Below are 11,861 nucleotides of genomic sequence, written 5' to 3' on the forward strand. Positions count from 1 at the left end.
AATCAATGACCCTTGTTCAAATCGGTGCACTGGCAGTTCTTGGCGGTTTCACAGGCTTTGCGGCCGGTTTATTAGGGATTGGTGGGGGCATGATCATGGTGCCCTTCCTGACCTTCTTATTCACACTCTATGGCTTTCCCCTTGAAGTGGTGGTTCACATAGCCATTGCCACATCAATGGCCACCATCATCTTTACCTCTCTATCGTCCGTGAGAGCTCATCACAAGCGTGGCGCAGTTCGCTGGGACATCGTCATTCTTTTAGTGCCAGGCATCTTGATCGGCGCTCTTTTGGGTGGCGGTAAATTATTTGCCCTACTCAAAACATCTTGGCTATCCTTGATTTTTGCTTTATTCGTTGGCTTCTCAGGCTACCAAATGTTGGCCAATAAAAAACCTAAACCAAGTCGCACCATACCAGGCAAACTTGGCATGTTTGGTGCTGGCAGTTTCATTGGATTTTTATCCAGCTTGGTTGGTGCTGGCGGTGGCTTCATATCAGTCCCCTTCATGACATGGTGCAACGTCGCGATGCACAATGCTGTTGCCACTTCTGCTGCCCTGGGATTTCCAATCGCATTGGCCAGCGCGATTGCTTACATCATCAGTGGTTACGGCAACCCCAACCTTCCCAGTGGCTCGATTGGTTACATCTACGTGCCAGCCCTTATTTGTATTGCACTGGCCAGCGTAGTGACAGCACCTCTTGGCGCTAAAGTAGCTCACCAACTCAATGTGGCACAACTTAAAAAAGTCTTTGCCTTGGTGCTGTTCGCGCTATCAGCCTATATGCTTAACAAAGGTCTGATTACTTTGGGTCTTTATTAAAAAGTGTTTATAAAAGAACAAGGCCTTCTTGCGAAGGCCTTGCATTGACTACTCTTACCGCTCAATCAAAAATCTAAGGTTTAAGCATAAGTTTGGCGCAGAACATTTTTCTGCACTTTACCCATCGCATTTCTAGGCAACTCAGAAACAACGATGATTTTCTTTGGTACCTTAAAGTTTGCAATCTTGCCTTTTAGATCAGCAATCATTGCATCTGCATTGAGCTTGGCACCTGGCTTAGCAACCACAACTGCCACCACAGCCTCACCAAAGTCAGGATGAGGCACGCCAATCACAGCACTCTCATCAACACCAGCCATGTCATCAATAAAACTCTCAATTTCTTTTGGATACACGTTGTAACCACCAGAAATGATCAAGTCTTTACTTCTGCCAACGATGCAGAGATAGCTATCAGGAACCTTGCCAGCGCTGGTCTCACCGCCCCAACGTCCAACATCGCCTGTTTTGAACCAGCCGTCTTTGGTGAACTCTTCTTTGGTTTTTTCAGGCATGCGCCAGTAACCTTTGAATACGTTCGGACCCTTGACTTCAACACTGCCGATTTGATTGACGCCACATAGCTTACCGTCATCTGTTGTGATGCGAACCTTGGTTTTAGGCAAAGGTAAGCCCACTGAACCCCCCACACGAGCACCCTCATATGGATTAGAAACCAACATGACTGTTTCACTCATACCGTAACGCTCAAGAATCGTGTGACCTGTTCTTTCTTTGAAAAGATTGAAGGTCTCAGTCAACAACGGAGCAGAACCAGAAACAAACAAGCGCATGTTTTTAACTGTTTGCTTGGTGAATTCTTTATCTAGCAATAGGCGCACGTAAAACGTTGGCACGCCCATCATCACTGTTGATCTTGGCATGTGCTTGATGAGTTCTTTGGTATCCAAGCGTGGCAACCAGATCATCTTGCTACCATTGAGCAAGGCTCCATGGGAAGCAACAAATAAACCATGCACGTGGAAAATTGGTAAGGCATGCAATAGAACGTCGCCTTTTTTCCAACCCCAGAACTTCTTCAGCACTTCAGCATTGCTACCCAAGTTACCGTGGGTCAGCATCGCGCCTTTACTTCTGCCAGTAGTACCAGAGGTATACAAGATGGCCGCAAGATCATCGTCATCACGTTTGACCGTTTTGAACTTATCCGATTGTGTGGCTGCACGATCTAGGAGTGTGCCAGTTCTATCGTCACCCAAGGTGAAGACATTTTTAGTGCCGGCTTTGAATGCTACCTTTGACACCCAAGAAAAGTTCTTAGGACTGCATACCATCACGGCTGGTTCAGCATTGCCAATAAAGTACTCAATCTCGGCAGCTTGATAAGCAGTATTCAATGGCAAATAAACCAAACCTGCTTTTAATGTAGCCAAATATAAAAAGAGTGCTTCAGGAGACTTCTCAACCTGAACTGCAACCCTGGATCCCTGAGGTAAGCGCAAGCTCGCCAAAAGGTTGGCCATTTTTGATGTGGCCTTCTCTAAATCATCCCAGCTATAAAACAAACCATCATGCGTTTCAATTGCGCATGATGGTTTATCTTTTGGAAAGCCGGATTCTAGTAACTGATATAAATTCATCTGAATCTCAACTTAAATTGTTAAACGCGGATTACATTTTCGCGCCAGAGGCTTTCACAACTTGGTTCCAACGCTTGATTTCAGCATTAACGAACTTACCAAATGCATCACCAGTCAAAGTCGGAGTTTCTGAACCATTGTTAAGCCAAATTGTTTTTAGCTCAGGTGTGTTCATCGCTTTTGTTACTTCAGCTGTCATCTTGTCGATGATTGGCTGTGGTGTGCCTTTTGGCGCCCACAAGGCATACCAGCTACTAACTTCATAACCAGGCAAACCTGCTTCTGTTGCTGTTGGAATGTTTGGGAAAGCAGGATTACGTTTGCTTGAAGCAACTGCAATCGCTTTGATCTTACCGCTTCTGATGTGCTGAGCAGATGAACCTAGACCGTCAAACATGATGTCTACTTGACCAGCCATCAAATCAACCAATGCTGGACCAGCACCACGGTAAGGAATGTGCGTGATAAATGTCTTGCTCATTTCTTTGAACTGCTCACCAGCCAAATGGTGTGATGTGCCATTACCTGCACTGCTGAAGTTCAACTTACCAGGATTCTTTTTGGCGTAATCAATCAAACCTTTTAAATCATTCACTGGCAATTTTGGGCTGGCCACAATAATTTGTGGTGGAGCTGCAACCAAAGCCACTGGTACAAAGCTCTTCTCAATATCGTAGTCTAGTTTTGGGTACATAGATGGGGCAATCGCATGGTGAACTGCACCCATGAAGAATGTGTAACCATCTGGAGCTGCTTTAGCAGCAACACCTGCGCCCAACGTACCACCCGCACCACCCTTGTAGTCCAAAATGAACTGTTTGTTCATCTGCTTATTCATCATGGTTGATAAAGGACGTGCGAAGGCATCAGTACCGCCACCGGCTGGGAATGGCACGATGATCGTGACTGGCTTATTAGGCCAATTAGGGTCAGCCATCACAGCTGTCGAGCCCATGGACAAGCCCACTGCAGCAACCGCTGCTACTGCACCCACTATTGAGGTCAAGCGACCCACTACATTTACTGATTTTTTCATTTTGTCTCCTCGTACTCTAATTAAACTATCTAAAACCACTATTACTGATTACATCAAATTGAAACTCATACCAACTGCGAAACTGCTCTCGAATAAATCACTTCACCATTCACAAATCGCTCATGGTTATCCTCAACCTTATCGAGGTCGTAAAGGTAGTTCACCATCAAACCAGCTGACTGCTTGATACCTTTTTTAGATAAGTCTCCAGACCAATTGATTCGGTGCAATTTTGCACCATTTCCAAGATGAAACTTGGCCACAGAATTACCACCTCTTCGTGGTGAGTAATATAGCAAGTAAATCGCGCACAAAGCCATCAAGGCCTCTTTTTCCTTCAAGGAAGAAAGATCTGGATGCCACCCATTTTGCAAGCGATCATGCCAAGATTTGTCTTTTAAATTAAAGACTTTAATGGCCTCTTGGTACTTCTCAAGAACAGCAGGCTTCAAATGATCTAGGGGTAAGTCCGCATGTGAGCCCAACCACTCCATGAAGCCTGGAATCGGCGATAAAGTGCAAAAAGTCTTTAGCGAAGGGAATTCTTTTTTCAAACTCTCAGCCACTCGCTTGATCAAGAAGTTCCCCATAGAAACTCCGCGCAAGCCAGGTTGACAGTTACTGATTGAATAGAAAATAGCGCACTTATATTGACTGCACTCCAATGCTGGAGATTTCTTATCCACCAATGGTGCAATCGATTCTGGAATATCAGGTAGCAGCGCCACTTCCACAAAGATCAATGGCTCATCTGGTAACTGCGGATGAAAGAAAGAAAAACAACGGCGATCTGGCTGTAAACGTCGACGCAAATCATCCCAACCATCGATCTCATGAACAGCTTCATGTTGAATGATTTTTTCTAAAATATGCGCCGGCGACTTCCAATCGACCTGGTGCATTTTCAAGAAGCCTGGATTAAACCAAGAATTCAATAAATGTTGCATGTCCGCATCAACCGCTTTCAACTCAGGCTTCTTCGGCAACAACTTCAGCACTTGTTGACGCATATTGATGATCATGTGCGTGCCACCGGGGGCACGATTCAAGCGACGCAACAGTTCTTGTCTTGGCGACTCAGAAACCTTCATCAACCAAACAAAGTTATCAGCCGTTGGATCCTTTGCGTACAACTCAGCCGCACTCAAAACATCAGCGGGGCTTGGATTAAATTTTTCTGACAAATGTACAAAGTATTCTGATTTTTGTTCATCATCCAGCGTTTTAAAGTTTTCAATCAAATCACTGGCCATGCTCGCAGCGTTTGACTCTCCGCGTTCAGATAACAATTTTTTAGTGGCACTGATGGTTTTAGTCATGTGCCTGGCTCTGAGCATATTATCCAAAATCATGCTGTCAACCTCTGCTCAGACTTGAGCTGCCTTAGTGCTTCACGTTGATTTTGGATGTGATCTTTCATCAAGATCTCAGCCTTCTTGCCATCTCTTGCTTTGAGAGCCTCAAACACTGCCATGTGCTCTTTGCAAGACTCTTCAATTCTGCCGCGATGATGCAAGCTGCGATGACGAGACAAGTTCAAGATTCTTCTCAAATCATGAACCATTTGCGTCAACCACTCATTACCAGCCAGGTGTTGAATCGCTAAATGGATTTCTCTATTGGTGGCGTAGTAGCGATCAATGTCTTTATCTTTGGCATACGCCTTGAGTTTTTTATGCAACATCTCTAAGGCATTTAAATCTTGATCACTGGCTTTGGAGGATGCTTCAAATGCACAACGACCTTCAAGCATCGCCATCAAAGGAAAGATTTCGTCCAAATCTTTTTCAGTCAATTCGGTGACATAGCAGCCACGACGCGGTTCTATTCTTAGCAAGCCTTCCGATGCCAGAATTCTGATCGCCTCTCTGAAAGGAGTTCTAGAGACCCCTAGTTGCTCTGCTAATTTTTGCTCATCAATCCAAGTGCCTGGAGATAAAACACCGCCAGCGATCATCGAGCGCAATTGCTCGGTCACTTCGACATAGAGGGCTGTTTTAACTACTTTTAATGACATGTGTTCAATATATTTTGTATACATTATTGAATACATTGGTAAATACCCTCGTAAAGGGAAATTACCTAGGGTTACAAGCAGTACCCGATGAGTTTATTGAGTCTTGCGACTGAGCAAATAAACACCAAAAGCAATCATTGGCAGAGATAACCACTGACCCATGGATAAACCCAAGCTCAAAAGTCCTAAGAAGCTATCAGGTTCACGAGCAAACTCTGCTAAAAATCTAAAGAGGCCATAGCCCAAGAGGAATAAACCAGATACCTGACCAATTCTTCGAGCTTTACATGCATACCACCAAAGCACAACGCCCAAAATGATGCCCTCACCCATGAATTGATACAGTTGCGATGGGTGTCTTGCCAACATATCACCAGCCTGCGGAAAAATCATGCCCCACGCCATATCTGTGGGTCTTCCCCATAACTCACCATTAATGAAGTTACCCAAACGTCCAAATGCAAGTCCAAATGGAATCAAAGGTGCAATCAAATCTGTTACTTCAAAGAATGTCTGCTTATTTCTTTTAGCAGCCCAAAGCATCGCAACCAACACACCTAAGAAGCCACCATGAAAAGACATACCACCTTCCCACACTTTTAGTGCATCCAAGGGATGACTTAAATAATGAGCCGGCATATAAAAAATCACATAACCCAAACGTCCACCCAAAATCACACCAATCACGCCTGCGAATAAAAGGTCTTCAATGTATTTGTAACTGAGGTGCTGATAGTGAGCTTGCTTGGTGCGCAATTTACCCAAAAGTAAAAATTGAGCAAATGCTAACAAGTACATCAAGCCATACCAATGAACCGCAACAGGCCCTAGGCTGATAGCAATGGGATCGAACTGAGGGTGCATCAAAGCCATTTGAATGTTCTTAAAGTGTCAGGTGTTAAATGATTGATAGGTATTCAGCTAAATACAGTTATTGGCCTGTTTGATCAAAGTTATGCAGCTCATGACCTTGATCACGATAAGCTTTATAACGTTGACGGCCCGCTTGACGATCTGCTTCATCGGTAGAAACAATTTCAACAATGCGTGGAAATCTTTGCGCAAGCGCTTCTACTGAAACAGGTAAATTCTGCCCCACATGGATCAAGACATCACCATGAGGTAAATGATCCAACTCTGGCGACTCAAAACTCTCAACAAAGACAATCGGCGTTTCATTGGCAACATCATCTTTGCCCCAGGCATGTGGCAAAAATTCTGTTGCGCTGAAAGACCAAAGTTGCTGATCAAGTTCTTTCAAAAAAGTAGAAGACCCCACCACCACGATATTTCTCATGGGTAAGTCTTCATGCTTACTTGACATGATTTTTCTGATCAAGCGACAACTGTACAGAGGCTTGTTGTCAACTTGACTGTGGAAATCGATTCTGGCCATGACTTATTTTGTCAAAAGATAGTTCACCAACAAAGGCACTGGTCGACCAGTAGAACCCTTGGCCGCACCGCTCTTCCAGGCTGTGCCAGCAATATCCAAATGTGCCCATGAATATTTCTCAGTGTATCTGGCTAAGAAACAAGCGGCCGTCACACTACCCGCAGGACGTCCACCAATGTTGGCCATATCTGCAAAGTTAGATTTGAGTTGCTCTTGGTACGCGCTATCAAGAGGCATTCTCCAAACAGTGTCTTGTGATGTACGACCAGCACTGAGCAAACTCTCAGCCAATGCATCGTCATCGGAGAACAAGCCTGAGTGAACTGCACCCAATGCAATCACACAAGCACCTGTCAAAGTTGCAATATCAATCACAGCTGCAGGTTTAAATCTCTCAACATAGGTCAATGCATCACACAAAATGAGACGACCTTCTGCATCGGTATTCAAGATCTCAATGGTTTGACCAGACATGCTGGTGACAATGTCACCAGGACGAGTAGCTTGACCTGAAGGCATGTTTTCGCAAGTTGGAATAACGCCGATCACGTTCTTCTTTAATTTGAGTTCGGCCACTGCGCGCATCGTGCCAATCACTGATGCAGCGCCACACATGTCGTACTTCATTTCATCCATGCCTTCACCAGGCTTTAATGAAATACCGCCCGTATCAAATGTGATGCCCTTGCCGACCAACACAACTGGTGCATCGGTGGCACGACCACCCTGATGACGGATCACAATGAACTGAGGAGGAGTCACAGAGCCTTGAGTGACCGCCAAAAATGCGCCCATCTTCAATGCTTCAATTTCTTTACGACCTAAAACTTCAACCTTTAGACCAAGCTCTTTGCCCAATTTCTTGGCGCTTGTGGATAGATAGGTTGGATTGCAAATATTAGGAGGCAAGTTGCCAAGATCTTTTGCTAGATCCATACCGTTGGCAATCGCGCGACCTTCCGCAACGGCCTCAATCACGGCTTTGTTATTTTTTGCTTCACTGGCAATGATTAATTTCTTGAGCGTTGGAGATTTTTCAACGGGCTTAGTTTTAAATTGAGGATGACGAGCACCAAATTTATACACTTGCTCACGCGCCAATTGAACCAAGAGACGCACTTGAGTCAAACCATCTTTGGCAGAAAAATCATCGAACACCCAAACCGCATCCTTGGCAGTGGTGGCAAGCAAAGACTTTAAGCCAGCAGCAATCCACTTAGAACAATTGTTACTGCCCTGTTTTGGTTTGGCCTTTTGTTCCTCACCACAGCAAACCAATAGCAATCTATCGGCTTTAAGACCTAATTTGGCCCATGCATCAGTTGCATTAAGCAAAAGAGTACTTCCAGATGTTGCATCAAGATCTTTGCTCTCAATCGCTCTAGCAATTGCCCCATGGGTAGCTGCGTTTAAGGCAGCTAAGCCACCAGATAACTTCTTGGCATTCTTGATATTGCTGGCAGGGAAAGCCCACACCAAGCAACCGGTGACAGCAGACATTTGAGCCTTTATTCCTAAAGAGCCCTCTCCATATACTTTCGTGCTACATTCCATGTGGATTTCCTTTGCTTTACCTTTGCTCAAGGCAAGTTTCTAATAACAACCATTATCGCCCAGCTTCGCTTTTTATGATCTTTAAAAGAGCCCTTCGCCAAGAACTCAATTTCACCACAGGTGTGGTGTTCATGGTTTTGGTCACGCTTGTTTTAACCAATTTAATGATCAGGGTTTTGGGAAATGCCGCCAGCGGCTCGGCCAACCCGAAAGACGCACTGGTTTTAATTGGTCTTGGCATGATCAATTACCTGCCAATCCTATTAACCGCCTCGGTTTTTGTGGCTATCTTGATGGTCTTGACTCGTTGGTACAAAGACTCAGAAATGGTGATTTGGCAATCTGCCGGCATCAGCTTGTTAAAGATCTTGCGCCCCATCTTAAATTTCACAGCTCCCATAGCTGTAGCGATTGCGGTTTTATCAATTTTTGCCTCTCCTTGGGCCAGTGAAAAATCTGCCACAATCAAACAGCGCTTTCAGCAACGTGATGATATTTCGATGTTAGCCCCTGGCCAGTTCCGAGAGTCCTCTGGCAACAATCGTGTGTTTTTTATCGAGAGCATGAATCCAGAAACAGATGTGATCAAAAATGTTTTTGTCACTGATTTTGGTAAAGAGCGCCAATTAGTGGCTGTGGCCAAAGAAGGCTTTATTCAAAATCTGCCCACTGGCGAAAAGCAACTGATTCTAGAAACTGGCAGACGCTACGAAGGAACTCCCGGCAACACAGATTTTAGAATCACCGAATTTGATAAATACACCGTCAAGCTTGAAGACAAAGTGGTAGATCCCATCATCAATGGCCCAAGAACTATGCCTGCATGGGTTTTGATTCAAGATCTCAATAAAGCACATCTTGGTGAAATCCTTTGGCGCATCGGCTTACCTTTGATGGCCTTTGTTTTTGCCATCATCGCCATTCCACTGTCATACATGGATCCCCGCAGAGGTAGATATACCGCGCTGATCATGGCTGTTTTGCTTTACTTCACTTACTCTAATTTGCTGAAATTAATGCAGGCATGGGTCAGCACAGGCAAGCTGTCATTCTCTATCGGTTGGTGGCTGCTTCATGTGATGATTGCATTGATTGGTCTCACTTTGATTATTTATCGCCAAAATAGATCAATCACATTGTTTGGTCGCTATAAAAAATGGATGCTCAGTAAAAGCTCCCCTAAACAAAATGGGGGGAAATAAATATGTGGCATAAGCTCTTTCCACTCGTTTACGAACGTTATTTGGCAAAACAAATTTATTTGGCGTTTGTTTTTATTTTGTTTGCCTTGATTTCATTGTTCATATTTTTTGATTTCATTGCTGAGATGGGTGACACCACCAACACCTACACAGTGTTATTAGCATTCATCACAGTTCTTCTCAGAGTGCCTAGTCGCCTGGTTGAAATCATGCCGATTGCGGGTTTGATTGCGGGCATCTACGTCATGGCCAATATGGCTGCGCAATCTGAATACACCATCTTGCGTATTGCAGGTCTTGATACAAAAAAAGCTTTGGTCACTTTAATGAAGGTCGCAGTACCAATTGCTTTCTTGATCTTGTTGATGAGCGAAGTATTAGGCCCCTTGAGTGAAGGGGTCTCTAAGAATGTGCGGCTCAGCGCCCTTAATCAAGGCAAAGAAGTTTTGGAGTTCCGTTCAGGCGCTTGGATCAAAGATAAATTAAGGGGCGATGATGGTAAAGGCCAAGTCCAAAAAGGAATTCGCTATATCAATGTGGGTTCTTTAGAAACCAATGAAATCATTCGCGGCTTTCGGATGTATGAATTTGACGGCGAATACCGTCTGTTATTGAGTCGCACGGCTGAAACAGTTCAGTTTGTGGGTAACGGTATTTGGCGCTTAAATAAAGTGACCGAAACACGATTCACTGAAATTAACTCATCGAATCGCTTAGACCCAAGCTTTTCAACCACCATCAAACGTGCTGATTTACTGGATATTGAAACGGATGTCAGCCCAGAATTATTAGGTGCCTTGTTGATCAAGCCTGATCGCTTATCCATCATTAATTTGTTCAGTTACATCAACCACCTTCAAGAAAACAAGCAAGACTATCAACGTTACGCGATTTCTTTCTGGAAAAAAGTCATATATCCATTCACGATCTTGGTGATGCTTGCATTGGCTTTGCCATTTGCCTACCTACAAACACGTTCTGGTGGCATTGGCTACAAAGTCTTCGGCGGAATCATGCTGGGCATCAGCTTCCAGTTGTTTAATAGTTTGTTCTCACACGCCGGCTTACTCGGAGCCTGGCCACCATTCTTGAGTGCTGTCATTCCGGCTCTCATTTACTTCATCTTGGCGATTGCTGGTATTCGTTGGGTGTCTAAGGTCTAAAAAGTCCTAGCGGTGCAAATAAAGCCCCTTAAAAAGAATAAGTAGCTCCAAAACCCCTTAATTTCTAAAAATAATATAGAATGTATTTAATATACGATTAAATACATATAAGGGTGGTCAGCCATGAATCTTCATCAATTTAAGTTTGTCAGAGAAGCTGTCCGTCAGAACTTCAACCTGACTGAAGCTGCCAAAACCTTGTTCACCTCTCAACCCGGCGTATCCAAAGCGATTTTGGAGCTTGAAGACGAATTAGGCGTTGATATTTTCCGACGCCACGGCAAAAGGATTAGAAATCTTACCGAACCAGGTAAGCGAATACTAACTTCAATAGAAAGAATCCTAGTAGAAGTTGAGAGTTTGAAGAGAGTTGGCAAAGATTTTGCCGCTCAAGACCAGGGTAACTTTGTGATTGCTACCACCCATACCCAAGCAAGGTATGCCTTACCCAAGGTGTTAACAGAATTCACCAAGCGTTTCCCCAAAGTCAGGGTCAGCATCCAACAGGGTAGCCCCCAGCAAATCGCAGACATGTTGCTACATGACCAAGCCGACATCGCGATTGCTACCGAGGGAGTCTCAGATGTTGAAGGTTTGCTCACACTGCCAGGCTATCAATGGCAACACGTGATCGCGGTTCAATCCGAGCATCCCCTGCTCTCAAAAAAGAACATCTCACTTGAAGACTTGGTGGAATATCCCATCATCACTTATGACAAAGCATTCGCTGGTCGCTCAAAAATAGATAAAGCATTTGATAGCAAACATTTAAAACCAGACGTAGTTTTAGAAGCAATTGACGCCGATGTAATCAAAACCTATGTTGAAACAGGCATGGGCATTGGTATTGTGGCGGGTGTTGCCTACGATGCAGAACGCGATAAAAATTTAAGAGCTATTCCGGCAGGACATTTATTTGGTAACAATGTGACAAAAATTGCACTTAAGCAAAATGCTTATCTGCGCTCTTTTGTTTACACATTCATAGAATTATTTTCACCAAGCTTGACGCGCAAATTAGTGGATCAAGCCATGTTGGGTGAAAGCGTTGATTACCAAATCTAA

General features: G+C 44.3%; 11 protein-coding genes. 4 read left to right on the top strand and 7 right to left on the bottom strand.

Annotated elements, in window-relative coordinates; all coding sequences use genetic code 11:
• Positions 1-5 precede the first annotated feature (5 nt).
• Positions 6-827, top strand: a complete 822-nt coding sequence (locus ICE88_RS02330; RefSeq protein ID WP_215291075.1) for a sulfite exporter TauE/SafE family protein — start codon at positions 6-8, stop codon at positions 825-827.
• Between the two features lie 80 nt (positions 828-907).
• On the opposite strand, the gene ICE88_RS02335 is transcribed toward ICE88_RS02330, so the two are convergent.
• The 7 genes from ICE88_RS02335 to ICE88_RS02365 all read right to left on the bottom strand — a co-directional run bounded on the left by ICE88_RS02335 (position 908) and on the right by ICE88_RS02365 (position 8,431).
• Complete coding sequence (locus ICE88_RS02335; protein ID WP_216862199.1) at positions 908-2,428, bottom strand: malonyl-CoA synthase; 1,521 nt, start codon at positions 2,426-2,428, stop codon at positions 908-910.
• A 31-nt stretch (positions 2,429-2,459) separates the two neighbouring features.
• Positions 2,460-3,464: a tripartite tricarboxylate transporter substrate binding protein gene (locus ICE88_RS02340; protein ID WP_216248977.1), complete on the bottom strand. Its 1,005-nt coding sequence runs from the start codon at positions 3,462-3,464 to the stop codon at positions 2,460-2,462.
• A 65-nt stretch (positions 3,465-3,529) separates the two neighbouring features.
• Entirely contained in the window at positions 3,530-4,816 is a 1,287-nt protein-coding gene (locus ICE88_RS02345; RefSeq protein ID WP_216862200.1) for a malonyl-CoA decarboxylase, read from the bottom strand.
• On the bottom strand, positions 4,813-5,481 hold the full coding sequence (locus ICE88_RS02350) for a GntR family transcriptional regulator (protein WP_216248979.1): 669 nt from the start codon (positions 5,479-5,481) through the stop codon (positions 4,813-4,815). The genes ICE88_RS02345 and ICE88_RS02350 overlap by 4 nt, the downstream gene beginning before the upstream one ends.
• Positions 5,482-5,574: 93 nt before the next feature.
• Positions 5,575-6,354 (bottom strand): prolipoprotein diacylglyceryl transferase, encoded by a 780-nt coding sequence (gene lgt / locus ICE88_RS02355; protein ID WP_216248982.1) that lies wholly within the window; start codon positions 6,352-6,354, stop codon positions 5,575-5,577.
• A 58-nt stretch (positions 6,355-6,412) separates the two neighbouring features.
• Entirely contained in the window at positions 6,413-6,877 is a 465-nt protein-coding gene (locus ICE88_RS02360) for a DNA polymerase III subunit chi (RefSeq protein WP_215291067.1), read from the bottom strand.
• A 3-nt stretch (positions 6,878-6,880) separates the two neighbouring features.
• On the bottom strand, positions 6,881-8,431 hold the full coding sequence (locus ICE88_RS02365; protein WP_370624418.1) for a leucyl aminopeptidase: 1,551 nt from the start codon (positions 8,429-8,431) through the stop codon (positions 6,881-6,883).
• 74 nt (positions 8,432-8,505) lie between these two features.
• Here ICE88_RS02365 and lptF point away from each other — a divergent pair, with 74 nt between their 5' ends.
• The 3 genes from lptF (at position 8,506) to ICE88_RS02380 (ending at position 11,861) form a co-directional block, all read left to right on the top strand.
• Positions 8,506-9,633: an LPS export ABC transporter permease LptF gene (gene lptF / locus ICE88_RS02370; protein ID WP_216248986.1), complete on the top strand. Its 1,128-nt coding sequence runs from the start codon at positions 8,506-8,508 to the stop codon at positions 9,631-9,633.
• A gap of 2 nt (positions 9,634-9,635) precedes the next feature.
• Entirely contained in the window at positions 9,636-10,796 is a 1,161-nt protein-coding gene (lptG, locus tag ICE88_RS02375; protein WP_216248988.1) for an LPS export ABC transporter permease LptG, read from the top strand.
• A 123-nt stretch (positions 10,797-10,919) separates the two neighbouring features.
• Entirely contained in the window at positions 10,920-11,861 is a 942-nt protein-coding gene (locus ICE88_RS02380; RefSeq protein ID WP_216248991.1) for a CysB family HTH-type transcriptional regulator, read from the top strand.

The sequence above is a fragment of the Polynucleobacter sp. AM-26B4 genome (genome assembly GCF_018882285.1).
GTDB lineage: Bacteria > Pseudomonadota > Gammaproteobacteria > Burkholderiales > Burkholderiaceae > Polynucleobacter.

What these genes read in the sequence shown, in the direction of transcription:
- ICE88_RS02330 (WP_215291075.1), top strand. Translation starts at nt 6, where the DNA reads ATGACCCTTGTTCAAATCGGTGCACTGGCAGTTCTTGGCGGTTTCACA.
- ICE88_RS02335 (WP_216862199.1), bottom strand. Translation starts at nt 2,428, where the DNA reads ATGAATTTATATCAGTTACTAGAATCCGGCTTTCCAAAAGATAAACCA.
- ICE88_RS02340 (WP_216248977.1), bottom strand. Translation starts at nt 3,464, where the DNA reads ATGAAAAAATCAGTAAATGTAGTGGGTCGCTTGACCTCAATAGTGGGT.
- ICE88_RS02345 (WP_216862200.1), bottom strand. Translation starts at nt 4,816, where the DNA reads ATGATTTTGGATAATATGCTCAGAGCCAGGCACATGACTAAAACCATC.
- ICE88_RS02350 (WP_216248979.1), bottom strand. Translation starts at nt 5,481, where the DNA reads ATGTCATTAAAAGTAGTTAAAACAGCCCTCTATGTCGAAGTGACCGAG.
- lgt (WP_216248982.1), bottom strand. Translation starts at nt 6,354, where the DNA reads ATGGCTTTGATGCACCCTCAGTTCGATCCCATTGCTATCAGCCTAGGG.
- ICE88_RS02360 (WP_215291067.1), bottom strand. Translation starts at nt 6,877, where the DNA reads ATGGCCAGAATCGATTTCCACAGTCAAGTTGACAACAAGCCTCTGTAC.
- ICE88_RS02365 (WP_370624418.1), bottom strand. Translation starts at nt 8,431, where the DNA reads ATGGAATGTAGCACGAAAGTATATGGAGAGGGCTCTTTAGGAATAAAG.
- lptF (WP_216248986.1), top strand. Translation starts at nt 8,506, where the DNA reads ATGATCTTTAAAAGAGCCCTTCGCCAAGAACTCAATTTCACCACAGGT.
- lptG (WP_216248988.1), top strand. Translation starts at nt 9,636, where the DNA reads ATGTGGCATAAGCTCTTTCCACTCGTTTACGAACGTTATTTGGCAAAA.
- ICE88_RS02380 (WP_216248991.1), top strand. Translation starts at nt 10,920, where the DNA reads ATGAATCTTCATCAATTTAAGTTTGTCAGAGAAGCTGTCCGTCAGAAC.